The sequence below is a fragment of the Caballeronia sp. NK8 genome (assembly GCF_018408855.1).
In the GTDB taxonomy this organism is placed as follows: domain Bacteria; phylum Pseudomonadota; class Gammaproteobacteria; order Burkholderiales; family Burkholderiaceae; genus Caballeronia.
In genome coordinates this window covers 1170861-1196480 of sequence record NZ_AP024325.1, presented here as the reverse complement: position 1 = coordinate 1196480, position 25620 = coordinate 1170861, and the positions used below count along the sequence as shown (strand labels likewise).

The 25620-nt window shown below is 63.4% G+C and carries 21 protein-coding genes; 10 read left to right on the top strand and 11 right to left on the bottom strand.

The features are described 5' to 3' along the window. Positions 1-26: 26 nt before the first annotated feature. A complete protein-coding gene (locus NK8_RS30795) occupies positions 27-164 on the bottom strand; it encodes an oxalate:formate antiporter (protein ID WP_213231951.1) in 138 nt (45 codons plus the stop codon). A 22-nt stretch (positions 165-186) separates the two neighbouring features. Beyond that, on the bottom strand, positions 187-1584 hold the full coding sequence (locus tag NK8_RS30790; RefSeq protein WP_213231950.1) for an OFA family MFS transporter: 1398 nt from the start codon (positions 1582-1584) through the stop codon (positions 187-189). Between the two features lie 520 nt (positions 1585-2104). Between NK8_RS30790 and adh the strand changes: the two genes are divergently transcribed. Both adh and NK8_RS30780 read left to right on the top strand, forming a co-directional pair. After that, positions 2105-3625 (top strand): aldehyde dehydrogenase, encoded by a 1521-nt coding sequence (gene adh, locus NK8_RS30785; RefSeq protein WP_213231948.1) that lies wholly within the window; start codon positions 2105-2107, stop codon positions 3623-3625. 56 nt (positions 3626-3681) lie between these two features. Next, positions 3682-4071, top strand: a complete 390-nt coding sequence (locus tag NK8_RS30780; protein ID WP_061173522.1) for a DUF779 domain-containing protein — start codon at positions 3682-3684, stop codon at positions 4069-4071. 5 nt (positions 4072-4076) lie between these two features. Here NK8_RS30780 and NK8_RS30775 read toward each other — a convergent pair whose 3' ends face one another. The 6 genes from NK8_RS30775 to NK8_RS30750 form a co-directional block, all read right to left on the bottom strand. Then, on the bottom strand, positions 4077-4856 hold the full coding sequence (locus tag NK8_RS30775) for an enoyl-CoA hydratase (protein WP_061173523.1): 780 nt from the start codon (positions 4854-4856) through the stop codon (positions 4077-4079). A gap of 14 nt (positions 4857-4870) precedes the next feature. After that, positions 4871-6514, bottom strand: a complete 1644-nt coding sequence (locus tag NK8_RS30770) for an acyl-CoA synthetase (protein ID WP_213231946.1) — start codon at positions 6512-6514, stop codon at positions 4871-4873. 51 nt (positions 6515-6565) lie between these two features. After that, entirely contained in the window at positions 6566-6985 is a 420-nt protein-coding gene (locus NK8_RS30765; RefSeq protein WP_213231944.1) for a hypothetical protein, read from the bottom strand. A gap of 53 nt (positions 6986-7038) precedes the next feature. Next, on the bottom strand, positions 7039-7674 hold the full coding sequence (locus tag NK8_RS30760; RefSeq protein WP_213231941.1) for a glutathione S-transferase family protein: 636 nt from the start codon (positions 7672-7674) through the stop codon (positions 7039-7041). A 16-nt stretch (positions 7675-7690) separates the two neighbouring features. Beyond that, complete coding sequence (locus NK8_RS30755) at positions 7691-8317, bottom strand: glutathione S-transferase family protein (RefSeq protein ID WP_213231939.1); 627 nt, start codon at positions 8315-8317, stop codon at positions 7691-7693. Positions 8318-8519: 202 nt separating this feature from the next. After that, entirely contained in the window at positions 8520-9296 is a 777-nt protein-coding gene (locus NK8_RS30750) for an NAD(P)H-dependent oxidoreductase (RefSeq protein ID WP_213231937.1), read from the bottom strand. 92 nt (positions 9297-9388) lie between these two features. On the opposite strand from NK8_RS30750, the gene NK8_RS30745 reads away from it, so the two are divergent. The 6 genes from NK8_RS30745 (at position 9389) to NK8_RS30720 (ending at position 16399) form a co-directional block, all read left to right on the top strand. After that, entirely contained in the window at positions 9389-10285 is an 897-nt protein-coding gene (locus NK8_RS30745; protein WP_213231935.1) for a LysR family transcriptional regulator, read from the top strand. Positions 10286-10447: 162 nt separating this feature from the next. Beyond that, complete coding sequence (locus NK8_RS30740) at positions 10448-11713, top strand: ABC transporter substrate-binding protein (RefSeq protein ID WP_213231933.1); 1266 nt, start codon at positions 10448-10450, stop codon at positions 11711-11713. 57 nt (positions 11714-11770) lie between these two features. Continuing rightward, on the top strand, positions 11771-12646 hold the full coding sequence (locus NK8_RS30735) for a branched-chain amino acid ABC transporter permease (RefSeq protein WP_213231931.1): 876 nt from the start codon (positions 11771-11773) through the stop codon (positions 12644-12646). A 2-nt stretch (positions 12647-12648) separates the two neighbouring features. Next, positions 12649-13575, top strand: a complete 927-nt coding sequence (locus tag NK8_RS30730; RefSeq protein ID WP_213231929.1) for a branched-chain amino acid ABC transporter permease — start codon at positions 12649-12651, stop codon at positions 13573-13575. Further along, on the top strand, positions 13572-15074 hold the full coding sequence (locus NK8_RS30725) for an ATP-binding cassette domain-containing protein (RefSeq protein WP_213231927.1): 1503 nt from the start codon (positions 13572-13574) through the stop codon (positions 15072-15074). The genes NK8_RS30730 and NK8_RS30725 overlap by 4 nt, the downstream gene beginning before the upstream one ends. A 188-nt stretch (positions 15075-15262) precedes the next feature. After that, on the top strand, positions 15263-16399 hold the full coding sequence (locus NK8_RS30720; protein WP_162070063.1) for a porin: 1137 nt from the start codon (positions 15263-15265) through the stop codon (positions 16397-16399). A 7-nt stretch (positions 16400-16406) separates the two neighbouring features. Here NK8_RS30720 and NK8_RS30715 read toward each other — a convergent pair whose 3' ends face one another. Together NK8_RS30715 and NK8_RS30710 are read right to left on the bottom strand one after the other, a co-directional pair. Continuing rightward, positions 16407-17438, bottom strand: a complete 1032-nt coding sequence (locus tag NK8_RS30715; RefSeq protein ID WP_213231925.1) for an aldose epimerase family protein — start codon at positions 17436-17438, stop codon at positions 16407-16409. A 13-nt stretch (positions 17439-17451) separates the two neighbouring features. After that, positions 17452-18126 carry an HAD family hydrolase gene (locus tag NK8_RS30710; RefSeq protein ID WP_061173279.1) on the bottom strand — a complete coding sequence of 225 codons (675 nt, stop codon included), beginning with the start codon at positions 18124-18126 and terminating at the stop codon, positions 17452-17454. A 167-nt stretch (positions 18127-18293) separates the two neighbouring features. Here NK8_RS30710 and NK8_RS30705 point away from each other — a divergent pair, with 167 nt between their 5' ends. Beyond that, a complete protein-coding gene (locus tag NK8_RS30705; protein WP_162070061.1) occupies positions 18294-19412 on the top strand; it encodes a 3-deoxy-7-phosphoheptulonate synthase in 1119 nt (372 codons plus the stop codon). Positions 19413-20080: 668 nt separating this feature from the next. On the opposite strand, the gene NK8_RS30700 is transcribed toward NK8_RS30705, so the two are convergent. Beyond that, positions 20081-24937 (bottom strand): response regulator, encoded by a 4857-nt coding sequence (locus tag NK8_RS30700; RefSeq protein ID WP_213231923.1) that lies wholly within the window; start codon positions 24935-24937, stop codon positions 20081-20083. A gap of 218 nt (positions 24938-25155) precedes the next feature. Here NK8_RS30700 and NK8_RS30695 point away from each other — a divergent pair, with 218 nt between their 5' ends. Beyond that, complete coding sequence (locus NK8_RS30695; RefSeq protein WP_213233257.1) at positions 25156-25410, top strand: DUF6723 family protein; 255 nt, start codon at positions 25156-25158, stop codon at positions 25408-25410. The last annotated feature ends 210 nt before the right edge of the window (positions 25411-25620 follow it).

Sequence of the window (25620 nt, the reverse complement as noted above, 5' to 3'; positions counted from 1 at the left end):
CGGCGCGCGAAAACCTTCCTGCCGAATTACTGGAACAGCTTGACCGCCTGCGTGAGCGTATTCGTCACGCCCCATGCCAGCGGAATCAGCACATATGCCCAGAACAGCAGAAGCAGCCCTTTATTGGACGAGCCGCCTTCCTGAGTATTGACGCGGGTATTCATCGCGGATCTCCTCTCCAGAGTCTCAAACGGCGGCCTGCGCCGACGTGTTCATGTGATGCTTTTCATGCACGCGCGTGACGAGCAGGTTGCAGAGAAAGCCGATCACGAGCAGCGTGGCCATGATATGCAGGGTCATCGTGTACGCTTCTGCGCCGACCACGCCGTGCGACACCTGATACGCACGCACGTAATTGACGAGCACCGGTCCCGCCACGCCTGCCGCGGCCCACGCGGTCAGCAGCCGTCCGTGAATGCCGCCGACGAACGCCGTGCCGAACATGTCCGCGAGATACGCGGGAATGGTCGCGAAGCCGCCGCCGTACATCGACAGAATCAGGCCGTAAGCCAGCACGAAGAGCGCGATGTTGCCCGAGCCCGCGAATTGCGGCACGAGGAAATACAGCACCGCGCCCAGCACGAAGAACACGAAATACGTATTTTTCCGCCCGATCCAGTCCGACGCCGACGCCCACACGAAGCGCCCGCCCATGTTGAAGAGCGAAAGCAGCCCGACGAAGCCCGCCGCCGCGCCCGCCGTGATCGACGTCTTGAAGCTTTCCTGGATCATCACCGAAGCCTGGCCGAGCACGCCGATGCCCGCCGTCACGTTCAGGAACAGCACGAGCCACAGCAGATAGAACTGCGGCGTCTTCAGCGCCTGGTCGATGTGCACGTGGTTCTTCGTGATCATCTTCTTGGCGGTCGTGGGCGGCGTCCAGCCGGCGGGCTTCCAGTCCGCTGGCGGAATACGGATCGCGAACGCGCCGATCGTCATCGAGATGAAGTAGAGCACGCCGAGCACGAGGAAGGTTTCGGTCACGCCGGCGCTGGTCGCGCTCTTGAAGTGGTTCATCAGCGCGACGGAGCCGGGCGCGGCGATCATCGCGCCGCCGCCGAAGCCCATGATCGCCATGCCGGTCGCCATGCCGCGGCGGTCCGGGAACCAGCGGATCAGCGTCGACACCGGCGACACGTAACCGAGCCCCAGCCCGATGCCGCCGATGACGCCATAGCCGAGATAAAGCAGCCAGATCTGATGCAGGTAGACGCCGAGCGCCGAGACGAGAAAGCCGCCGCCGAAACAGCACGCGGCGGTGAACATCGTGCGGCGCGGGCCGACCTTCTCCAGCCACTTGCCGGCGAACGCCGCCGACAGGCCGAGAAACACGATCGCGAGCGAGAAGATCCAGCCGAGTGTGGTCAGCGACCAGTCATCCGGCGCGGACTTCGTGATGCCGATGATCTTCGTCAGCGGCGCATTGAACACTGAGAACGCATACGCCTGTCCGATGCACAAGTGAACAGCGAGAGCCGCCGGCGGCACCATCCAGCGCGAGAAGCCGGGCCGGGCGATGGTCGCCTCCTTGGAAAAGAAACCTGTCGGGCCGTGCGCGGCCCCTTGTTTGATCGTGCTGTTCATTGTGGTCTCCGTGGCGCGTCATGCATGCACGTGCGCGCTCATCGTTTGCTTGACGTGCCGCCCGGGGTCGCCGGGAAGCAGCCCGCCGTGGTTCATGCGCCTGGCGACACGGTCCGCATCGCCCTGCACATGGCCATTTCGCGCCGCCCAAACATGCGATGTAACGACATATGGGTGCGGCGCTTTGCCACGGCTGGGCATGACCATAGACAACTGTGAAAGGCTTTGCAATATGAACACTCGTGCCATAAGCGTTTGCCCGCAGCACGAGCGGCTCTCTCGGCTGAGCGCGACGCTGTTTCGCATCGCTACAACGCGAGGCAAGTGTTCTGAATATGAACAGTTCACATCGGCTTCGTATAAACCCTGACGATGCGCCGCGAAGCCGCATGACGATGCGGCTTTCCCGTCCATCGGCCCAGCGCGCGCGCGATGGCATGGAACTCGCAATCAAGAGCGACCGGCGCCGGACTTCGGCAGTGCCGGCCCGTTCACGTCGACATGCGAGGAGCACATAGAAATGAATCACGCAGAGATGCAGTTCCTGAGCACCGAATACCCCTACAAAAAGCAGTACGGCAACTACATCGGCGGCAAGTGGGTGCCGCCCGCGGGCGGCGAGTATTTCGACAACATCTCGCCGATCACCGGCGAACCCTTCACGTCGATTCCGCGTTCGCGCGAAGCAGATATCGAAGCCGCGCTCGACGCAGCCCATGCCGCGAAGGTGTCGTGGGGCAGGACCTCCGTCACCGATCGCGCGAACGTGCTGCTCAAGCTCGCCGATCGCATGGAGCAGAACCTGCCGCGTCTCGCCCTGGCCGAGTCCATCGACAACGGCAAGCCGCTGCGCGAGACGATGGCCGCGGACATTCCGCTCGCAATCGACCACTTCCGCTATTTCGCGAGCGCGGCGCGTTCGCAGGAAGGCGGCATCTCGGAGATCGATCACGATACGGTCGCGTATCACTTCCATGAGCCGCTCGGCGTCGTCGGGCAGATCATTCCGTGGAACTTCCCGATCCTCATGGCCGTGTGGAAGCTCGCGCCGGCGCTCGCCGCGGGCAACTGCGTCGTCCTGAAACCGGCTGAGCAGACGCCCGCGTCGATTCTCGTGCTGCTCGAAGTGATCGGAGATCTGTTGCCGCCGGGCGTGCTGAATGTCGTGAACGGCTTCGGTCTGGAAGCGGGCAAGCCACTCGCGTCGAACAAGCGCATCGCGAAGATCGCGTTCACCGGCGAGACCACCACGGGCCGTCTCATCATGCAGTACGCGAGTCAGAACCTGATCCCCGTGACGCTGGAACTGGGCGGCAAGAGCCCGAACATCTTCTTCGAAGACGTGCTGAACGCCGACGACAGTTTCTTCGACAAGGCGCTCGAAGGTTTCACGATGTTCGCGCTGAATCAGGGCGAAGTGTGCACGTGCCCGTCGCGCGCGCTGGTGCAGGAATCGATCTACGAGCGCTTCATGGAACGCGCGTTGAAGCGCGTCGCGGCGATCGCGCAGGGCCATCCGCTCGATACGAAGACGATGATCGGCGCGCAGGCATCGCAGGAGCAGCTGGAGAAGATCCTGTCGTATATCGGTCTCGGCAAGCAGGAAGGCGCACAGTGCCTCTCCGGCGGTGAGCGCGCCACGTTCGACGGCGAGCTGAAGAACGGCTATTACATCAAGCCGACCGTCTTCAAAGGCCACAACAAGATGCGTATCTTCCAGGAAGAAATCTTCGGGCCGGTGCTGTCGGTGACAACCTTCAAGACGGAAGAAGAGGCGCTCGAGATCGCGAACGATACGCTCTACGGTCTCGGCGCGGGCGTGTGGACGCGCGACGGCACGCGCGCCTATCGCTTCGGCCGCGCGATTCAGGCGGGACGCGTGTGGACCAACTGCTACCACGCGTATCCGGCGCACGCGGCGTTCGGCGGCTACAAGCAGTCGGGCATCGGACGTGAGAATCACAAGATGATGCTCGACCACTATCAGCAGACGAAGAACATGCTCGTCAGCTATAGCGACAAGCCGCTCGGCTTCTTCTAAAGCGTGTGAGGCCGCCGCTGTTTGCGGCGGCGGCCGACTCGAACCACGGGGACATCATGAGCGAACAGGAAGTGCTGCGCGTGACCGCGACGCCCGCCGCGATCGACTTGATCGGCAAGCTCAAGGCCGAGCACGGCGAGGTGTTGTTCCATCAATCGGGCGGATGCTGCGACGGCAGCGCGCCGATGTGCTTTCCGGTCAAGGAATTCATGGTCGGCGGATCGGACGTGAAGCTCGGCGCGATCGGCGGCGTGCCGTTCTACATGACCGAATCGCAATACGAGTATTGGCAGCACACGCAACTCATCATCGATGCGGTGCCGGGCAACGGCGGCATGTTTTCGCTGGAGCGTCCATCGGGGTTGCGCTTTCTCACGCGCTCTCGTCTGTACAGCGATGACGAGAACGCGTGGCTCGAAAAACATCCGGTCGAACACGTGAGCTGACGCGTTCAGTCCCAGCGCGGCGGCCGCTTCTCGACGAACGCCTGCGTGCCTTCGAGCGTGGCGTCTTCCATCATGTTGCAGGCCATCGTTTCCGATGCGAGCGCGTATGCGTCTTCGATGCCGCTTTCGAGTTGCCGATAGAACAGCCCCTTGCCCGCCGCGACGGCCTCACGCGGTTTGGCGGCTATCGTGGCGGCGAGCGAGCGCACGGCATCGTCGAGCGCATCGGGCGCTGCGACGCGATTCACGAGGCCGCGTTCGCGCGCCGTGACTGCATCGATGAACTCGCCGGTCATGAGCATTTCGAACGCGGCCTTGCGCGATACGTTGCGCGAGAGCGCCACGCCCGGCGTCGCGCAAAAGAGCCCGAGATTCACGCCCGATACGGCGAAGCGCGCATCGCTCGACGCCACCGCGAGATCGCACATCGCGACGAGCTGACAGCCCGCCGCCGCCGCGATGCCATGCACGCGCGCGATCACCGGCTGCGGCATGCGCTGGAGCGTGAGCATCATATGCGAGCAGCGTGCGAACAGCGCGCGATAGTAATCGAGTGCGGGCTCGGCGCGCATCTCCTTGATGTCGTGACCCGCGCAGAACGCGCGGCCCGCGCCCGCGAGCACGACCACGCGCGCATCCGAATCGGCGATATCCTGCAACGCGCGTTCGAGCGCTTCGAGCATCGCTTCCGATAACGCGTTGAACGCATCGGGCCGATTCAGCGTGAGCCCGACGACGCCTTTCGTGCCGTACGCATCGGGTTCGATCAGAACGAGTTCGCTCATGTTCAGGCTCTCCATCAGACATCGATTGCCGCGACCGAGCCCGCACGCTTGCGCAACTCGAACTTCTGGATCTTGCCCGTAGATGTTTTCGGCAACTCGCAGAACTCGATCGCGCGCGGCACCTTGAAGCCCGCGAGCTGCGTCTTGCAATGCGCGATCAGCTCCTGCGAGCTGACATGCGCGCCCGCTTTTAGTTCGACGAATGCGCAAGGCGTTTCACCCCAGCGCTCATCCGGTTTCGCGACGACGGCCACCGCGTTTACCGCCGGATGCCGGTACAGCACATCCTCTACTTCGATGCTGGAAATGTTCTCGCCGCCCGAGATGATGATGTCCTTGCTGCGATCCTTGATGCGAACATAACCGTCCGGATACTCGACGGCCAGATCGCCCGTATGGAACCAGCCGCCGCGAAACGCTTCTTCGGTCGCGGCCGGATTCTTCAGATAGCCCTTCATCGCGATGTTGCCGCGAAACATGATCTCGCCGATGGTTTCGCCATCCGACGGCACGCGTTCCATCGATATCGGATCGCGCACGGTCACGGCATCCTGCAGGTGATAGCGCACGCCCTGCCGCGCATTGAGCCGCGCACGCTCGCCGATATCGAGTTCGCTCCATTCGGCCTGATGCGCGCACACGGTAGCCGGTCCATACACCTCGGTGAGGCCATACACGTGGGTCAACTGAAAGCCCATGCGCTCCATGCCTTCGATCATCGCGGCGGGCGGGGCGGCGCCCGCGACCATCGCATTCACTTTCTGTTCGATGCCGGTCTTCATCTCGTCGGGCGCGTTGACGAGCAGGTTCTGCACGATCGGCGCGCCACAATAGTGCGTGACGCCTTCGTTGCGGATCAGATCGAAGATGGACTTCGCCTCGACTCGGCGCAGGCACACGTTCACGCCCGCGCGCGCCGCGACCGTCCACGGGAAGCACCAGCCGTTGCAATGGAACATCGGCAGCGTCCACAAGTACACGGCGTGTGTCGGCATATCCCATTCGAGCACGTTGCTGATGGCATTCGTATACGCGCCGCGATGATGATAGACGACGCCCTTCGGGTTGCCCGTCGTGCCCGACGTATAGTTCAGACAGATGGCGTTCCATTCGTCCGATGGCGGCGACCAGTCGTAGTCGGGATCACCGCTCGCGAGCAGCGCCTCATAATCGATTTCGCCGATGCGCTCGCCCGCGCCGGTGTATTGCGGATCATCGACGTCGATGACGAATACCTTCTGTGGCACGTTTGTGAGCGCCTTCTTCATCACGTCCGCGAACTCGCGATCGACGAGCACGGCCTTCGCTTCGCCATGCGTGAGCATGTAGGCGAGCGTGGCGGCGTCGAGCCGGGTGTTGAGCGTGTTGAGGACGGCGCCTGACATCGGCACGCCGAAGTGCGCTTCGACCATTTCGGGCGTGTTCGGCAGCATCGCGGCGACGGTATCGCCGGGGCCGATGCCGCGTGCAACGAGCGCCGAGGCGAGCCGCCGCGTGCGCGCGTAGGTTTCGGCCCAGTTGCGCCGCACGTCGCCATGCACGACAGCGGGGCGCGCCGGATACACGGATGCCGCGCGCTCGATGAAGTTGAGCGGCGTGAGCGCCGCGAAATTGGCGGCCGTCTTGGAAAGGCCTTCTTCGTACATGCCCGCTGTCATGGTCGTCTCCTGTCGATGTACGCATTGTCGCCGCGCTCTATTAGCTCCATATTATGCACGCGGCTTACGTGTGCCTGACATCTCGTAATTAGCCGACACACCTTCACGCGGCAGATGCGTCAACGCCGTCCACAGCGGCGCGTTATTCGAAGCGATGCTCTTCATGCGACGCATGTCGTCGGTCAGAAAGGTATCTTTCAAATTACTAAGGAAGTCGAAATGAAATGTATGGTAGCTGGGATTGTTTTCGCAAGCATCGCGCTTACCGCTGTCACGGCAATGGCGCAACAAATGGGTCGTTTCGGTGGGTTCGATTCGGAACAGCACATGATCGATGACACGATCAATCGCGTCGAGGCGCAGCGTCGCGCGGGCCATGAAGACTTCGGCGGCCACGCATCCAAGGCCGAGACCCTGCTTCGTCAGGCAAAGGCGGAGTTGAATGCCGCGTCGGAGTATCGCGCGCATCATTGAGATCAGCGCTTCACGTCCGGAGCCTCCCGGACGTGAAGCGAACCAGCGCGTCAGGCGAGATCGTCGAGTTGGACCTCGAAGCCGCGCCTGACGCCCGGGCGCGCAAAGAGCGCGTCATACCAGCGGCGGACGTTCGGGTAATCGTCGAGCGAAACCTGATGACGTTCATGCCGCCACGCCCAGCCGAGGATCGCAAAATCGGCGACGGACAAATCGTCCGCGACGTATTCCACTTGCGCGAGACGCTTGTCGAGCACGTTATACAGGCGGCGCGTTTCATCGGAATAGCGCTTGAGTCCGTAGCGCCGATCGGATTCCGCCTCGACCATGCGGAAATGGTGCACCTGTCCCGGCATCGGGCCGAAGCCGCCCATCTGCCACATCAGCCATTCGAGCACCGGTACGCGGTCGCGCAGACTCGCGGGCAGGAACTGGCCGGTTTTCTCGCCTAGATAAAGCAGGATCGCGCCGGATTCGAAGACGCTGATCGGCTGGCCGTCGGGTCCGTCTGGATCGACGATCGCCGGAATGCGGTTGTTCGGGCTGATGCGCAAAAACCCGGGCGCATGCTGCTCGCCTTTCGTGATGTTCACCGTCTTCACGGTGTAGGGCAGTTGCATTTCCTCCAGCGCGACGCTGATCTTGCGTCCGTTGGGCGTGTTCCACGTATGCAGTTCGATGGTCATGGCGATGCGTCCCGGTTCAGGTGAGTGCAGGCGACACATAACGCTGAAAGCCCGCGCGCTGCGTGATGCCGACGTACCAGCGTTCGAGCTCGGGCAGCGCGGGCCGAACCAGTTCGGCAATACCGAGCCAGCGGCGCGCATACGCGGCGATGACGAGATCGGCGAGAGTGAAGGTATTGCCTTCGAGATAGTCGCGGCCTTTCAGATGCGTATCGACGACGCGCCAGAGCTTCTCCACTTCACTCGCGGTGGCGGCGAGCTGTTTGACGTCGCGATCCGCCGCGCTCGTGCGGATGTAGCCCCAGAAGAGCGGGCGCTCGGTCGGCTGCAAGGTGGAGAGCGACCAGTCGAGCCAACGGTCCGTGCTCGCGCGCACCTTCGGCTCGGCGGGGTAGAGCGTGCTGGCCGCGCCGTATTGCATCGCGAGATAGCGGATGATCGAATTCGATTCCCACAGCACGAAATCGCCATCGACTAACGTGGGCACGCGGCCCATCGGGTTCATCTCGAGATAGTCGGGTTCGTTGTTGCGGCCGAATTGCAGGCCCGCGTCGATGCGCTCGTATGCGAGGCCCAATTCCTCGCAGCACCACAGCACTTTTTGTACATTGACCGAGTTGGCTCTGCCCCAGATCGTCAGCATTCGATGTCTTCCTTCGTTGGTGTCGCGTTGCGCGTCGAAGGGTCAATCTTAGAGCTAGTCAGGCACTTTCGCTGGTGTTGGCTTATTCGGTGGATGGTGTTCGGATTTTCGTCGGATCCCGTTGGCATGTTGGTTTATTGGCGTTGCCCCGGGGAGGGGCAACGCAAAGAGACCGACACGATCACGGGATCCGACGAAAGCCTCAGTCAATGTGCGCCGCGAACCCACTCCGTCCAGCAGCGAGTTCATCCCGCAGAGTGAGATGAGGAATCGCATAATCCCCATGATTCTGCTTGCGAAACGCGATGGGCGTGTCATCAAAGAGCCGGTCCAGACGCCGACCAAGCGCGTCACAAGTTGCATCGAGTCGCGCGTCGTCCATCATGCTCGTCTGATAGACGACAAACGGCGGCAGCACGTCAAATCCCGGATAGAACAACACGCCGTGCTGGATCGGAAACAGGATGTCGTCGATCGGGCCGTTGATGCCGCGCGCACTGTAATGCGATTCCCATCCGCCCGTCGTCACGACGATCATCGCCCGCTTGCCCGCCATCATGCCTTCGCCGTAACGGTCGCCCCAATGCGTCTCGGAGTGCTCGCCCACGCCGTAACCAAAGCCGTACGCATACACGCGCTCGACCCAGCCCTTCATGATCGCGGGCATCGAAAACCACCACATCGGGAATTGCAGGATCAGCGCGTCGGCCCAGCGCAACTTGTCCTGTTCGGTCTCGATGTCGCGGCTTTGCAGGCCGTTCTCGAACGCGTGTTTCGAGTCCAGGCTCGCGTGGAACGGCGCGTCGCCGTTGCGTTCGCGGACGTCCCGCGCATCGAGCGGGGCTTTCCAGTTCATCGCGTACAGGTCGGAGACCTGCACATGGTGGCCGCTGGCGCGCAGGCGTTCGACGGCGTAATCATTGAGCGCGCCATTCAGCGAGCGGCGTTCGGGATGGGCATATACGATCAGCACATTCATCAGGCTTTCTCCAGTTCGATTCAGGAATGGAGACCAGCTTAAAGACTGCTCGGGTATATTGGAAATGAATATTTGAAATTGCAGGAATTACGATGAATAATATCTTGAGAAGGCTCGATCTCAATCTGCTCGTCACGCTCGATGTCCTGCTTGCCGAGCAGAACGTCACGCGTACAGCCGAGCGTCTGCATTTCTCACAGCCTTCCGTGAGCGTGCATCTGGCCAAGCTGCGCGATATCTTCGGCGATCCCTTGCTGCTGCCCGGACCGCGCGGCATGCGTCCGACCGCGCGCGCCGAAAGTCTGCGCCAGCCGTTGCGCGAAGCGCTGGCCTCGCTCGAACGCGCGGTGTCGCCGGAAACCGCATTCGATCCCGCGACCGCCGACAACACATGGCGCATCGCCGCCACCGACTACACCGAATCGACCGTGCTGCTGCCCGCGTTGAGCGGCTTGCGCGCGGCCGCGCCGCGCACGCGCATCGCGGTGCTGGAGATCGTGCCGCCACGACTCGCCAAGCAGGCGGAGAACGGCGAGATCGATCTCGCGTTCCACATCGTATCGGCTGAAACAGCGGGCTTTCACCAGCAGGCGCTTTTCACGGAAAGCTATGTGCTCGTCGGCCGCAAGGATCATCCGCGATTGAAACGGCGGCCGACGCTCGCGCAATTCTGTGCGCTGGAACATGTGATCGTGTCGCCCGATGGCGGCGGGTTCTTCGGGCCGACAGACGCCACGCTCGCAACGCTCGGCATGAAGCGCCATGTGGCGCTTTCGGTGCCGCACTTCCTGTTCGTGCGCTCCGTGCTCGCCACGACCGATCTCGTTTCGATGCAACCGCTGCGCCTCGCGAAGCACTGGCCGGAGCTGCGCATCGTCGCACCACCCGTCGACGTGCCGGGCTACGAAATGTCGATGTACTGGCATGAGCGTGTGCATCGCGATCCCGCGCATCGATGGCTGCGTGAATTCATCGCGCAAGCTGTTTGAAAGTATCGCGGTCCATTCATGACGTTTTCGCATGATCGTCTTTATCGTTATCACCAATTCAGCGTGTGAATCGCGAGTGCTACTGTTTGTCGGCAAATCCTTAATTGCTGCATGTGTCTGGCTGGCGTCGCTCCACGATCCACTACAAAGAGGAGACTGATGATGTCAAAAGGCAAGTCGTGGCGGGGAGTGAACGCCGTCATCGCAACGGGGACGGTGGCGGCGGGGCTAAGTCTGTCGGCATCGGCGCATGCGGCGGGAGAGCCGATCAAGATCGGCGTCATCAGCGAAGAGTCCGCTGTGGCGGGCGCTTCGATCAGCAAGGCCGCGCAGCTCGCGGCGGAAGAGATCAACGCCAAGGGCGGCGTCGACGGCAGGCAAATCCAGATCATCGCGTATGACGACCACTCGTCGGCGTCGGACGGCGTGCGCGCATTTCAGCGCGCGGCGAGCCAGGACAAAGTGGTCGCGATCATCGGCAGCTATATCAGCGAAGTCGCGCTGGCGATGGAGCCGTGGTCCGCGCGCCTGAAGATGCCGTTCATCACGCCGGGCGCGGCGAGCAATGAAATCTCGAAGCGCGTTCACGACGACTACAACAACTACAAGTACACGTTCCACGGCTGGATGACGTCAGCGTTCATCGCGCAGTCGATCTGCGATTTCTCGCATGACGTGCTCGTCGGCGAGTTCAAGATGAAGACGACCGTCGTGATGAGCGAAGATGCGGCATGGACCAAGCCGCTCGACGAGCGCTACCTCGAATGCCTGCCGAAAGCGGGCCTCAAGGTGCTCGATCACATCCGCTTCAATCCTGACACGTCGGACTTCACGCCGATCTTCAACCAGATCGAAGCGAAGCATCCGGACACGATCACCACGGGCATCAGTCACGTCGGCGTGCAGCCGACCGTGCAATGGCACGACCAGCAAGTGCCGATTCCGATGTCCGGCCAAAGCTCGCAAGCCACGACGACGAGTTTCTGGAAAGACACCAACGGCGCGACCGAAGGCGTGATCACGGCATCGGCGGCGGCGCCCGGCGTCGCGATGACACCGAAGACCGTACCTTTCGTCGAGTCGTATCAGAAGCACTTTGCGGGCGTATCGCCCGCGTATGACGGCTTCACGAGCTATGACCTCGTGTACATCATCGCGGACGCGATCCATCGCAATCAAGGATCGACCGATCCGGACAAGATGGTCGATGCGCTGGAGAAGACCGACTATGTCGGCACGATCGGACGCTGGCAGTTCTACGGCAAGAACGATCAGTTCACGCATGCGTTGAAGTACGGCGAAGGCTATATCACCGGCATCAACCTGCAATGGCAGAACGGCAAGCAAGTGGCGATCTGGCCGAAATCGGTGGCGAACGGGAAGGTCAAGTTCCCGGCTTTCGTGAAGGTGCAGGCGGCAGCGAATTAGAAGCGCATGCGTCGCGTAAGGCGCATGCGTCACGTTGGCATCGACATAAAGGCCGCCATGTTGCCACTGCAGATACTCATCGACGGCTTCGCGATCAGTTCGCTCTATGCGCTCGGCGCGATCGGCTTCACGTTGATCTTCGGCGTCTCCGGCGTGCTCAATCTCGCCCACGGCGGCGTGATGCTGATCGCCGCGCTGCTCGGCTGGGCGCTCGCGGGCGAAGCGGGTCTCGGCACCTATCTCGGCACGCCGCTCGGCGTGATCTGCGGGATGATCGCCGCGTACATCACGTACTTCATGGTGGTGCGGCCCATTCAACGATCCGCCGCGATTCCCCGAGAGGAGAAAGAAATCTTCGTGCTGACGGGCACGCTCCTCTGGGGCATCATGATCCAGCAGGGCATGGCCTGGCTCTTCTCCGACAACCCCATCACGATGCGCCCGCTGATTCCCGGCGTCGCGAACATCGCGGGCGTGCGCGTGCCGTACAACGAGATCATGATCGCCGTGGTCTGCTGGGTCGTGATCGGCTTGCTGTGGCTCTTCGTGAATCGCACGAAGGCGGGCAAGGCGCTGCTCGCGGCATCGATGAATCCGCGCGGTCTCACGCTGCTCGGCTTCGAGCTCTCGCGCATCTATCTGCTGGCGTGGACGCTCTACGGCGTGCTCGCGGGCATCGCGGGCGTGCTGCTCGCGTCGTTCCTCGGCGTGAGCACGAACAACACCGGACAACTCACGGCGAGCGCCTTTTCCATCGTCGTGCTGGGCGGGTTGGGGAGCGTGTCGGGTTCGTTGATGGCCGCGTATGTGGTGGGTTATCTGGAGACGGTCACCGCTTATCTCATCGCGCCGACGCTGCGGCCGCTGCCCGCGCTGTTGCTGCTCGTGCTCGTCGTGTATGTGCGGCCGCAAGGCTTTCTCGGACGGCGCTGATCATGAAAGACATCGCTCGTTCGCGTTTGACGGTGTGTGCGATTCTGCTCGCGATCATCGCCGCCACGCTGCCGTGGTGGCTCACCGGCTACATTCTCGGCGTGCTGACGGTCGCGTATTACTTCGGCGTCTTCGCGATGTCGTGGGACCTGCTGTTCGGCTTCGCCGGTGAAGTCAACTTCGGCCCAACATTCCTGATCGGTCTGGGCGCGTATTCCGCGGCGATCCTGAACGCGCACGCTGCCGCGCCGATACCGGTATGCGTGATGGCGGGCGGCCTCGTCGCGCTCGTCGGCGGCTTGCTGCTCGCGGTGCCCGCGTTGCGATTGCGCGGGCCGTATTTCGGTCTCGTCACGCTCGTCGCGGTCCTGCTGCTGCAAAACGCGATCGTGATCTTCGCGGGCATCACGGGCGGCGAGATCGGCATGATGGTGCCCGACGTCATGTCCGTCGATGCGGGCATCAACTACTGGATCGCGCTCGCGTTCCTGATCGTCTGCGCGATCATCCTGTTTGGTTTGTCGCGCTCGGCGATCGGCCTGATTCTGCAGGCGAGCGGGCAGGACACGGTCGGCGCGCAGGCGCTCGGCTTCAACGTCGTGAAGCACAAGCTCGCGGCGTTCTGCATCAGCGCGGTGTTTTCCGGCCTCGCAGGCGCGATGCTGGTGTTTTATCAAGGCACGGCATCGGTCAGCACGGTGGTCGATATCGGCATCGGCGTGCAGATCATCATCGCGGCCGTGCTCGGCGGAAGACGCACGATACTCGGCGCGGTGCTCGGCTCGATCTTTCTCATCGTCGCGGGCGAGTTCCTGCGTCCGCTCGGGCAGATCAATACATTCGTGGTCGCGGCCGTCGCGCTCGCGGTCATCCTGTTCTTTCCCGATGGATTGCTCGGCAACATCCTGCGCGTGAGGGAGCGCGAATGAACGATACGCCTTTGCTTTCCGTGCGCGGCTTGACGAAACGCTTCGGCGGTCTCGTCGCCGTGAAGGACATCGGCTTCGATATCGCGCCCGGCGAGATACTCGGTCTGATTGGTCCGAACGGCTCGGGCAAGTCGACGGTGATGAAACTCATCATGGGCATCGAGCGGCCCAATGCGGGATCGATAAAAGTCGATGGCGTCGAGATGAGCGGCTGGCTGCCGCATCGCATCGCGCGCGCGGGCGTGGGCATCGTGTTTCAGCATTCGCGGCCGCTGCATCGTCAGACCGTGCTTGAGCACATCAAGCTCGCGCTGTTGCCCGATTCGCTCGTGAAGCTCGCCGCCGATCCGCACGTCAACCGGCGCGCGCGCGAGATCGCGGAGCGCGTGGGCTTGAGCCGCGTGATGCATCGTCATCCCGCGACGTTGCCGTTCGCCGATCTGCGGCGCATGGAGATGGCGAAGGCGATTGCGCGCGATCCGCGCGTCGTGCTCGTCGATGAGCCTTTCGCGGGTCTCACGGCGGCCGAGTCCGAAGTGTTTTCCGAACTGATTCGCGGCTTTCGCGCGGAAGGGCGCGCGGTGCTGCTCGTCGATCACAACGTGAAGAGTCTCGCCGCGCTGGCCGATCGCGTGCTCGCGATGTATCTCGGCGAGTATGTCGCGCAAGGCACAGCCGCCGAGGTGATGCAGAACGAGACCGTTCGACGTGTCTATCTCGGCGGCAAGATCGAAGCGCGCGAACGCGGGGCGGAAGTCGTGAACAACCGGCCGCCGGTTCTTCAGGTCGAGGATGTCGGCGTGCTCTACGGCAAGGCCCGCGCGCTCGACGGCGTGAGCATGCATGTGCGCGAGGGCGAGTTCGTGTCGGTGGTCGGATTGAACGGCGCGGGCAAGACCACGCTCTTCAATGCGATCTCCGGACTGGTGCCCTATGCGGGCACCATCCGCTACGGCGCGCGCAATCTGCAAGGCATGAGCGGTGCGGCGATCGCGCGCGCGGGCATCGTGCAATGTCCGGAAACCCGCGAGTTGTTCGGCGACATGACCGTGCGCGAGAACCTCGATCTCGGCGGCTATCATCTGCCGGACAAGACGCGCGCAAGTCAACTCAAATGGCTCTTCGAGCTCTTTCCGATACTCGAATCGCGTCAGGCGCAGACCGCGCGCACGCTCTCGGGCGGCGAGCAGCAGATGCTCGCGATCGCACGGGCGCTGATGATGCAGCCCAAGCTCCTCATTCTCGACGAGCCGACACTCGGTCTCGCGCCGGTGATTCTGGAGCAATTGTCGAAGGCGATGGAACTGCTGCAGAAGACCACGCCGATCACCGTGCTGCTCGGCGAGCAGAACGTCACCTTCGCGCTGCCGCATGCGGACCGTGTCTATGTGCTCGAACACGCGCGCATCGTCTGGGAAGGGAGTCCGTCGCGCTTCGAGACGGAGATGGGGCGCGGTTTTCTCAGCGCGGTGCCCGAGCCGGCTCAGGCAAGAGCGTGAATCGCGAGCATTGTTGCGTAAAAACACCACACGTATTGCACCAAACCGAGCATCGCGGCATTTGATGTGCTAAAAAACGCGTGCGTTCATGCGCCAGGCCGAAGCCATCGCTGCGCAGACAGTGAACTGAAAGGCGGCCCATCGAAACGCATCGATAACTGCTTATAACTAAACGCGTCCATCACATCATGAAGACAAACACATCGCGCGCCATCGCCGGCATCGGCGCTTCGTTCATCGCGCTCGCCTGTCAGTCCGCATTCGCGCAAAGCTCGGTCACGCTCTATGGCGTCGCCGACGTGAGCGTGCGCTATCTGACGAACGCCAACGCCAATAACGATGGCAAGGTGTTCATGACGAACGGCGCGATCACCAACAGCCGTATCGGCTTCAAGGGCACGGAAGATCTGGGCGGCGGCCTGAAGGCGATCTTCCAGTTGGAGAGCGGTGTGGAACTGGAGAACGGCCAGTATGCCGACAGCGCGCGCGCATTCAATCGCGCGGCCTTCGTCGGTCTTTCGAGCCGCTATGGCACGCTGACGCTCGGCCGCCAGAAGACGCCGCTCTTCGACATGCTCGGTGACACCTACGACCCGCTCACCGTCGGCAATTACTTCGAGAACGCGTGGCTGCCGGTCGCACTGGGCGCGGGCCTCTACGCGGATAACGCGGTGAAGTACAACGGCACGTTCGCGGGCCTGACGATCGGCGCGATGTATTCGTTCGGCACGAACTACACCTCGACGGGCGCGGGCGGCTTCTCGGGTCAGGTGCCGGGCCATCTCGGCGCGGGCAACATGTACGGCTTCACGGCGTCGTATGCGCTGGGTCCGCTGTCCATCGGCGGCGGCTATCAGCAGAACAGCGACAACTCGGCGAACAAGCAGAAAATCTGGAATGCGAATCTCGTCTACTCGATCGGCGCGGCGAAGCTCTATGCGGGCTATCTGCATTCGACCGATGACACCGGCTTCGTCGACAGCATCCTGCAGCAGCGCGGGCTCGTGGCGGGCACGGATATCCTGAAGGGCTCGGGCCGCCGCGATGATGGCCCGTTCGCAGGCGTCACGTATCAGGTCACGCCGGCGCTCTTGCTGACCGGCGCGTTCTATTACGACCACATGAAGAACGCGGCGATTGGCGGCGGCGCGACGGGCAGCGGCAATCGCTATACGGGCGTCGCGCTGGCGGAATACGCGCTGTCGAAGCGCACGGAAGTGTATGGCACCGTGGACTTCAACAAGGTGACGGGCGCGGCCGATGTCGAATTGCCGGGCCGCTCGAATCAGACCGGCGTGTCGATCGGCTTGCGCAACATCTTCTGATCACGCGTCAAAGCTCATGCCGCACGCGCAGGCCATAGCGCGTGCGCTGCCGATATGTCTCGCCAGGACGCAGGACGGCGCGCTCGCCGTCCATGTTGATCTCGTCCGGATAACCGCCCGCTTCGAGACACAGCCCCGCATGCTTGCGATAGCGCGATCCGTTGCGCGCGGACACGCCTTCCAGATAATTCCCCGAATAGAACTGCAAACCGCGCGCATCGGTCGATACGCTCAGCTCGCGTCCGCTCGACGGATCGAACAGCACGGCGACCACGCGCGGTTCCTGCGCGTCTTCATCGATGACATAGCAATGGTCGAAGCCGCCCGCGATGGCGAGTTGCGCGTGTGATGCAGCGAGCCGCGCGCCGATCGAAGCGGGCACGCGCAAATCGAACACGCTATCCGCGACTTGTTCGCGCGCAACGGGAATCGACGCGGCATCGATCGCGAAGTAGCTATCCGATGCGATCGATATCCGATGATCGAGAATGCTCGCGCCGTTGCCCAGGTTGAAGTAAGCATGGTTCGTCAGATTGACGGGCGTGGGCGCATCGGCGCGCGCTTCGTAGTCGATCGACAACGTGCCTTCGTCGTTGAGCGCATAGCGCACGGTGACGTCCAGATTGCCGGGAAAGCCCGCTGCGCCATCGGGCGAACGCAACGTCATGACGAGCGCATCGCCGGCGACTTCGGCGCGCCACATCTGCCGATGAAAACCCGCCGATCCACCATGCAGATGATTCGCGCCTTCGTTGGGCTCGACCTGATGCGCGACGTCATCGAGCACGAAACGAGCGTCGCGGATGCGATTCGCCCAGCGTCCGATGATCGCCCCCATGAACGCGCTGCCGTTCAGATATTCGGCGGGCGTGTCATGGCCGAGCAATATATCGGCGACATGTCCGTCGCGATCGGGCGCGTGCCATGAGACGAGCGTCGCGCCCAGATCGCTGATCTCGACGCGCATGCCCGACACATTGCATAACGTATAGAGACGCGCATCGCCCCAGGGGCGGACATCGATATTGGATTGAGTCATGCGCGCGATCATCTCACGGCCGCGCCGCGACTTCGTCGAGATGCAGCAACAGATCCGCCGGATCTTCATAGACGCGCAACGCGCCGGAGCGTTCCAGTTCATCGCTGCCATAACCGCCCGACAGCAGACCGACGCCCAGCGAACGGCAACGCCGCGCGGCCAGCATGTCCCAGATGCTGTCGCCGACGACGACCGTATGTTCGATCGGCACGTTCAGGCGCGCGGCGGCGGCGAGGAAGAGATCGGGATCGGGCTTGGCGTACTTCACCATGTCGCGCGTGATGACGACCTGCTTCGCCGGATCGACGCCCAGCGCTTCGAGATTCACCTGCGCGGTTTCCATACGGCCGCTCGTCGCGATGGCCCAACGCGTGCCGGCTTGCGTGAGTGCATCGAGCAGTTCGCGCGCGCCCGGCAGCGGACAGACCTGCGCGCGCAGCCGCTTGTACGCTTCCGCGTGCAACTGACGCAGACGCTCGACGCGGTCCGCGCTGATTTCGCCGTGCGTTTCGCGCAGCAGTTGATTGGTGAACAGGCCGCCGCTCATGCCGATCTTCCGATGGATGCGCCAGACGGACAGTTCGATGCCTTCGGCGTCGAGCGCTTCCTTCCATGCAAGCACGTGCTGATAGACGCTATCGACGAGCGTGCCGTCGAGGTCGAAAAGGAATGAAGTTTCGATTCGCATGACTGGCTCCCTGTGAAGGTGTCGTTCCGGCTTCATCATACGCACGATCGAGCGCGCGGGGCGTCGCAAATGCGATAATTGATGTTTGCGCCGCACGCCGCTGAGCGAGCGGAAAGTACGCATAAAGTCCCCGAATTTTGCATCAATTACGCATGACGGAGCTGATCTTGACCCGCATCGACAATCCCTCCCGCGATCAGGAGGCAGGCGTGGCCGACTCCACGCAAGACACGACCCGTATCGACGACACGCGCATCGGCGCCGTGCGTCCGCTGATTTCGCCCGCGTTGCTGCTCGACGAATTGCCGGTTACGTCCAGCGTGCAGACGCTCGTCGAGGAGAGCCGCGCGGCGATCGCGAACATTCTGCATGGCCGCGATGACCGGCTGGTCGTCGTCGTGGGGCCGTGCTCCATCCACGATCACGATCAGGCGATGGAATACGCGCAGCGCCTGAAGGCTGTCGCCGACCGGCTGCGCGACGATCTCTTCATCGTGATGCGCGTGTACTTCGAGAAACCGCGCACGACGGTGGGCTGGAAGGGCTATATCAACGATCCGCGTCTGGACGGCAGCTTCCGCATCAACGAGGGCTTGCGCCGTGCGCGCGAGCTTCTGCTCGATATCAGCGGCCTCGGCCTGCCGACCGCGACGGAGTTTCTCGATCTGTTGAGTCCGCAGTACATCGCCGATCTGATCGCGTGGGGCGCGATCGGTGCGCGCACGACCGAGAGTCAGAGCCATCGGCAGCTTGCGTCGGGGTTGAGTTGCCCGATTGGGTTCAAGAACGGCACGGACGGCGGCGTGCAGGTTGCGGCGGACGCGATCGTCGCGGCGCGCGCGAGTCATGCGTTCATGGGCATGACCAAGATGGGCATGGCCGCGATCTTCGAGACGCGTGGCAATGATGATTGTCACGTCATCTTGCGGGGTGGGACGAAGGGGCCGAACTATGATGCGCAAAGCGTGGCGGCTGCGTGTGGCGCGCTGGCCAAGCTCGGGCAGCGCGAGCAGGTGATGATCGATTGCTCGCATGCCAATTCGAACAAATCGCATCTGCGGCAGGTGGACGTTGCGCAGGATATTGCGCGGCAACTGGAAGCGGGCGAGCGGCGGATCACGGGTGTGATGATCGAGAGCCATCTGGAAGAGGGACGGCAGGATTTGAAGCCGGGCGTGCCGTTGAAGCACGGTGTGTCGATTACGGATGCGTGTCTGGGGTGGACGCAGAGCGAGCCGGTGCTGGAGTTGCTTGCTGAGGCGGTGAGGAAGCGGCGCGGGGGGTGAAGGGGGGCGGGGTTTGGGTTTTTCGCCGGATCCCGTATTGGTGTTGGTCTATTAACGTTGCCCCTGTGCGGGGCGGCAGTCACTTTCTTTGCTGCTGCAAAGAAAGTAACCAAAGAAAGCAGCTTGAGACGCCCGCGGTCACACGCAATTTGGGTGTTCTTCTCTTCGCTCGTGGCGTCAGTAGCGAGTGCCCTCATAGGCCCCTTCGGGCTTGGACCGCGCACGGTCTGACACGTCGCGCCGCATAACGGACTGGTTCAGCACGAAATGGCTCCGGCCCGCTTCGCGGCCGACGGGTACATCGGGCATACGCGCACTTCCTTGCTAAGTCATCCATACCAACGGTTTCCCTTGCATACCCAACGGCAGCGCGTAGCGCTGTGCCGAAGCTATTTCGTGCTGAACCAGCGCGCTTGGATTTCTAGCTTGTCAGACCGTGCGCGGTCCAAGCCCGACGTGGCCTACGAGGGCACTCGCTACAGAGGCCACGAGCGAGGAGAAGGCTACCCAAATTGCGTGTGACCGCGGGCGTCTCGAGCTGCTTTCTTTGGTTACTTTCTTTGCAGCAGCAAAGAAAGTGACTGCCGCCCCGCACAGGGGCAACGCTAATAGACCGACACGACCACAGGCCATCCATAGAAGCCCAAGCAAACAAACCAAACCCAACCCTACCCCGCCACCACCGCATTCAAAGCATTGATCAAAGCCAGCGGATCAAACGGCTTGCGCAACTGAACGGCTTTCGGCAGCGCCTGCCGCTCCTCCTCGCTGAGTGCGAGATCAAACCCAGTCACGAACACGACCCCCAGCCCGGAAGTCTCGCGACAAGCGGCAATCGCAAGCTCGACCCCCGACCGCCCCGCAAGATCCACATCCGTCAACAGCACCTCGAAGCGATGCGCCCGCAACAACTCGAGCGCCTCCTCCGCACTGCCCGTATCGATCAAATCCAGCCCGAACGTGTGCATCAGCTCCGCGGTGCTCGCGCGCACGAGCTCATTGTCTTCCACGTACAGCACGCGCACGCGCGAAAGCACATCGTCCTGCTCGCCGCCCGGCAGGCGCGCATCGGCATCCACGACCACCGGCGCCGCGTCCTGCGCACGCTGCCCCAGAACGTGCCGCACCTTGCGCGCCAACGCCTCATGCGTATAAGGCTTGCTCAACAGGTCGATGCCCTCGTCGAGCCTTCCCGCATGCACGATCGCGTTATCCGTATAGCCCGACGTGAACAGCACCGTGATCCCCGGCACGCGCTCACGCGCCTTGCGCGCCAGCTCGGTGCTGCGCAACGGCCCGGGCATCACGACATCGGTGAACAGCAGATCGACCGGCACGCCGCTCTCGACGATCGCCAGCGCGCTCTGCGCATCCTTCGCGCGCAACACGCGATAGCCGAGATCCGCGAGCAGTTCGACCACCGTCGCGCGCACTTCTTCATCGTCCTCGACGACGAGAATGGTCTCGCTGCCGCCCTTCGCCGGGCCCGGATCGATGTTCGTTTCCAGATCCTCTTCCTCACGCGCGCGCGGCAGATAGATACGCACCGTCGTGCCATGTCCCTGCTCGCTGTACACCTTCACATGCCCGCCGGATTGCTTGACGAAGCCGTACACCATCGAAAGCCCGAGGCCCGTGCCCTGACCTTCGCGCTTGGTCGTGAAGAACGGTTCGAACGCGCGCTCCTGCACTTCGGGCGACATGCCCGAGCCCGTGTCGGTGACCGCGACCATCACGTACTGGCCGGGCGTGACTTCCGCGTTGCGCAGCGCGTAGGTTTCATCGAGCGATGCATTGCCGGCTTCGATCGTCAGCCTGCCGTGGCCGTTCATCGCGTCGCGCGCGTTGATCGCGAGATTGAGCAGCGCGTTCTCGACCTGAAACGGATCGACGAGCGTATTCCACAAGCCACCCGTCACGACGGTCTCGATCTCGATGCCGTCGCCGAGCGCGCGACGGAACATGTCGTCGAGGCCGCGCACGAAGCGGCCGAGGTTGACCACCTTCGGCGCGAGCGGCTGACGTCTGCCGAACGCGAGCAGTTGCGAGGCCAGATTCGCGCCGCGCGCCACGCCCGCGAGCGCGCTTCTCACGCGCTGCTCGGGCTTGTCCTGTCCGGCGACATCCTTCGCGAGCAACTGCAGATTGCCGCCGATCACCTGCAGCAGGTTGTTGAAGTCATGCGCGATGCCGCCCGTCAGCTTGCCGATTGCTTCCATCTTTTGCGCCATGCGCAGCGCTTCTTCCGCGTGACGCAGCGCGTCGGCGGTTTCGCGGTCTGTCGTCACGTCACGGCCCACGCCGTGAATGCGCCGCGTGCGCGGATCGAGCGAGACCGTCCATGCGATCCAGCGCCAGCCACCGTCCGAGCGGCTCAGACGGCACTCGTAGCGCACGGGCAGGCCGCTCGCGCGCAGACTGTCGAGTTCCGCGGCGGCGGCGCGCGCGTCGTCCGGATGCACGAGGTCCGACACCGTGTGCGAATGCAGCCGCTGCGAGTCGAAGCCGAGCACGGTCGTCCATGAAGGACTCACGCGCAGCAGCGCACCTTCGAAACTGGCGACGAAGAACAGGTCTTCGCTCAGCTCCCACAGACGATCGCGATCGGCGACGGCGTCGGCGACGCGGCGCTCCAGCGTCTCGTTCAGATCGCGCAGCGCATCCTGCGCCTTCGTGCGTTCGGATATCTCGTCCTGCGCAGCCTGAAAGAGGCGCGCATTGTCAATGGCGATCGCCGCCTGCGCTGCGATGCCCGTGAGGATCCGTTCCGATCGTTCGGTGAATACGCCCGGCTCCGGATGGCCGAAGAAGAGGCCGCCGAGCACTTCGCCCGTGCGCGAGAGCACCGGCGCGGCGAGATAGCTGCACACGGCGAGATGGCCCTTCGGCATGCCGTGATGCGGCGCGTTGTGACCGTAGCGCGCGTCTTTCGTGATGTCGTCCGAGCGCACGATGCCTTCGCCCGCGAACGTCGGGCCGAACACGGCGGTGTTGCGCGGCATCGGGAATTTCGCGAAGGTATCCTTCGGCACGCCCGAGATCGTATAGAGCGTGTAGCGGCCGCCCTTGTCGTCGAGGACGTTGTAGAAGAACGAGCCGAAGGCGGCGCCGGTCAGCTCGGTCGCGGCGTCGACCACCACCTGCACGGCACGGCTCAGTTCGAGCTCGCCCGCGACCGTCGCGCCGACGCGATTGAGAATTTCGAGCGTGCGAGATTCGTCGCGCAGCTTCTGCTCGGTCGCGTTACGCAGCCGCGCAAGGCGCAGATTGCTCGCCACGCGCGCGAGCAGTTCGCGCGCGGCGAAGGGCTTGGTCAGATAATCGTCGGCGCCCGCTTCGAGGCCTTCCACGCGCGCCTCTTCGCCCGCGCGCGCCGACAGCAGCACGACCGGCGTTTCGCGCAGCGCCTCGTCCTCGCGCAGCGCGCGCAAGAGCCCGAAGCCGTCGAGGCGCGGCATCATCACGTCGGAGACGATCACTTCCGGACGCATCGTGCGGGCCATCGCGAGGGCGGCTTCGCCATCGGCGGCGACGCGCACGTCGTGGCCCGCGCCGATGAGCATGCGGCGCATGTAGTCGCGCAGATCGGCGTTGTCGTCGACGACGAGCACGCGGCCCGGCTGCGTGTCCTGCGGCGTCGGTTCACTGGTCGCGCCGAGCGGCGTGTCTTCGTCGCTGTCGACTGCGGCCGGCCCGCCCGCGTCCGGCATCCAGCGCATGGCGGCATCGACATACGAACGCGCGCGGATGCTCGCCTCGGCGTTGGTTGCCTCGGTCATGTCGCGCGGCACGGGCAGCGTGATCGTGAAGCACGCGCCGCGCCCGAGCGCGCTTTGCACGCTGATCGAGCCGCCGTGCAGCTTGACCAGCTCCTGAACCATTGCGAGCCCGATCCCGCTGCCTTCGACCGACCGGCCCGCCGCGCCCGCGACGCGATGAAAGCGCTCGAACACGCGCGCAAGTTCGTGCTCCGGAATGCCGATGCCGCTGTCGCGCACGCTGAGTTCGATGCCGTGTCCGGCGTGCGGGTGCAGCGAGACGCGGATCGCGCCGTCGAACGTGAATTTGAACGCGTTCGACAGCAGGTTCATCACGATCTTTTCCCACATGTCGCGGTCGATGTCAGCGATCACGGGCGTCGGCGGGATATCGATCTCGAGGCGCAGGCCGGCCGATTCGATCGCCGAGCGAAACAGCGACGCAAGCTCGGCGGTGAACACGGCGATGTCCGTCGGCTGCCGATGAATCTCGATGCGCCCGGCCTCGATGCGCGAGAAGTCCAGCAGCGCGTTGACGAGCTTCAGAAGCCGCAAGCCGTTGCGATGCATGATCTCGACGACACGCATGTCTTCGTGACCGATGCGTTGCGGATTCGCGAGCAGTTCTTCGAGCGGGCCGAGCATCAGCGTGAGCGGCGTCCTGAACTCATGGCTGATGTTGGAGAAGAAAGTGGTTTTCGCGCGATCGATTTCGGCGAGCGCTTCGGCGCGGCGGCGTTCTTCGTCGTACGCGTGCGCGTAGCCGATCGCCGCGCCGATCTGGTTCGCGACCAGATTCATGAACGCGCGATAGCCTTCGTCGAAGAGCCGGAATGGATTGAGCGCCGCGATCAGCACGCCGACGCGGCCGGTTTCGCCCGCGGGCGCGATGGGCAACAGCACCGCGCTTTGCGCCGCGACGCTCCATGCGCCGGCGGGCAGCGGCGCGTCGAAGCGCGCCTGCAGATCCGTCACGACGCGCGCCGCGTTGTCGCGCAACACGTCCTGGAAGGGCCACGGCTGAGGCTGCGCCGCATGCAGGATCGCGGGCGCGGCCGGGTGCCCCGGCTCGATGCCGCACGCGCCGACGAGCGTCGCCGTATCGCCGCCGGGTTCGGCCGCGTAGAGCAGCGCGAAGGGCATGTCGCGCGACGCGTTGCCGAGCGCGTTCATCGACAGTTCGCATGCCTCGCGCCAGGTGCGCGCATCGGCCGCCGACGCCGCGAGTTCGCGCAGTACGGTCAGCTGGCGCTCGCCGAGCACGCGTTGCGTGTCGTCGCTGTTCGCGCAGATGATGCCGCCCGCGCCGCCGCGGTCGTCGGGAATCGGGCTGTAGGAGAACGTGTAGTACGTTTCTTCCGGAAAGCCGTTGCGCTCCATGATGAGGAGCTTCTGTTCGACGAAGGTGCCTTCGCTTCCGACGAGCGCGCTGTCGAGCAGCGGGCCGATCTCGTTCCAGATTTCGCGCCAGACGACCGACGTCGGCTGGCCGAGCGCCTGCGGATGCTTCCCGCCGATGATCGATTTGTACGCGTCGTTATAGAAGAACAGCAGGTCGGGACCCCAGCCGACCCAGATCGGCTGGCGCGACGTCAGCATGATGCGGATGGCCGTTTTGAGGCTTTGCGGCCAGTGTTCGGGCCAGCCCAGCGCGGTTTGCGTCCAATCGAAACTGCGGATGAGCGCGCCCATTTCGCCGCCGCCCAGAAGGAAGCTCGGGCCGGGCCCGCTCGTTCCCGCATCCGCGATCAGATTGTCAGCTTTCATTGACGCCCGTTCTCCTCGCCGCTTGCCCGCCGTGCTGTCACGGCGCATCAGAGTGATTTCGAATTCTCGCACGGAACGCGCTTCGGTTTTCATCGGCTGCGCGCGCGGCAGGCCCGTGCGCAAAGGCGCGCGGAGCGGAACGCTTTTTGCTGAACCGATCCCGACACGAACATACCGCGTACCCACGCTGCCCGACGATCGCAACCATGTCCAGACCGATGCCCAGAACCACACTGATATCCGAAGCGGGGACATACGAGGGCTTCGACATTTACGCGTCGTACGTGGTGAATGCGACGGGCATGCATATCGGCACGCTGAAGGTCGTGCGCAAGCGCGACAAGCGTGTGCTCTATCCGTTCGACGGCTGCGAGACCATTGGTCCGTTCGAGTCCAGCGAGGACGCGCGGCATGCCGCCGAAGCGCTCGGCAGACGGATCGTCACGGCGGATATTTCCAATCCGGAGCTTTGAACGATTGTCCTATGACGCTCGCGGGATTCGGTAAGAAACCCGCCGGGGTCGCGGTCGGGCGGCAAGAATGAACCGTTGTCTGGGGAAAACCCCAGCGTCCTCATCGTCCTAGGACATGCGGGGCAAGCTGCGTGCGTCTGTATCTTGAACTCATGGCGGTGCATGGCGCGCGAACGCGAGCTCAGCACCGGGTCACCGACGCATCCGGAC

What these genes read in the sequence shown, in the direction of transcription:
- NK8_RS30795 (WP_213231951.1), bottom strand. Translation starts at nt 164, where the DNA reads ATGAATACCCGCGTCAATACTCAGGAAGGCGGCTCGTCCAATAAAGGG.
- NK8_RS30735 (WP_213231931.1), top strand. Translation starts at nt 11,771, where the DNA reads ATGTTGCCACTGCAGATACTCATCGACGGCTTCGCGATCAGTTCGCTC.
- adh (WP_213231948.1), top strand. Translation starts at nt 2,105, where the DNA reads ATGAATCACGCAGAGATGCAGTTCCTGAGCACCGAATACCCCTACAAA.
- NK8_RS30715 (WP_213231925.1), bottom strand. Translation starts at nt 17,438, where the DNA reads ATGACTCAATCCAATATCGATGTCCGCCCCTGGGGCGATGCGCGTCTC.
- NK8_RS30780 (WP_061173522.1), top strand. Translation starts at nt 3,682, where the DNA reads ATGAGCGAACAGGAAGTGCTGCGCGTGACCGCGACGCCCGCCGCGATC.
- NK8_RS30750 (WP_213231937.1), bottom strand. Translation starts at nt 9,296, where the DNA reads ATGAATGTGCTGATCGTATATGCCCATCCCGAACGCCGCTCGCTGAAT.
- NK8_RS30760 (WP_213231941.1), bottom strand. Translation starts at nt 7,674, where the DNA reads ATGACCATCGAACTGCATACGTGGAACACGCCCAACGGACGCAAGATC.
- NK8_RS30745 (WP_213231935.1), top strand. Translation starts at nt 9,389, where the DNA reads ATGAATAATATCTTGAGAAGGCTCGATCTCAATCTGCTCGTCACGCTC.
- NK8_RS30730 (WP_213231929.1), top strand. Translation starts at nt 12,649, where the DNA reads ATGAAAGACATCGCTCGTTCGCGTTTGACGGTGTGTGCGATTCTGCTC.
- NK8_RS30720 (WP_162070063.1), top strand. Translation starts at nt 15,263, where the DNA reads ATGAAGACAAACACATCGCGCGCCATCGCCGGCATCGGCGCTTCGTTC.
- NK8_RS30725 (WP_213231927.1), top strand. Translation starts at nt 13,572, where the DNA reads ATGAACGATACGCCTTTGCTTTCCGTGCGCGGCTTGACGAAACGCTTC.
- NK8_RS30775 (WP_061173523.1), bottom strand. Translation starts at nt 4,856, where the DNA reads ATGAGCGAACTCGTTCTGATCGAACCCGATGCGTACGGCACGAAAGGC.
- NK8_RS30790 (WP_213231950.1), bottom strand. Translation starts at nt 1,584, where the DNA reads ATGAACAGCACGATCAAACAAGGGGCCGCGCACGGCCCGACAGGTTTC.
- NK8_RS30740 (WP_213231933.1), top strand. Translation starts at nt 10,448, where the DNA reads ATGTCAAAAGGCAAGTCGTGGCGGGGAGTGAACGCCGTCATCGCAACG.
- NK8_RS30700 (WP_213231923.1), bottom strand. Translation starts at nt 24,937, where the DNA reads ATGAAAGCTGACAATCTGATCGCGGATGCGGGAACGAGCGGGCCCGGC.
- NK8_RS30695 (WP_213233257.1), top strand. Translation starts at nt 25,156, where the DNA reads ATGCCCAGAACCACACTGATATCCGAAGCGGGGACATACGAGGGCTTC.
- NK8_RS30770 (WP_213231946.1), bottom strand. Translation starts at nt 6,514, where the DNA reads ATGACAGCGGGCATGTACGAAGAAGGCCTTTCCAAGACGGCCGCCAAT.
- NK8_RS30765 (WP_213231944.1), bottom strand. Translation starts at nt 6,985, where the DNA reads ATGATGCGCGCGATACTCCGACGCGGCATTCAACTCCGCCTTTGCCTG.
- NK8_RS30710 (WP_061173279.1), bottom strand. Translation starts at nt 18,126, where the DNA reads ATGCGAATCGAAACTTCATTCCTTTTCGACCTCGACGGCACGCTCGTC.
- NK8_RS30755 (WP_213231939.1), bottom strand. Translation starts at nt 8,317, where the DNA reads ATGCTGACGATCTGGGGCAGAGCCAACTCGGTCAATGTACAAAAAGTG.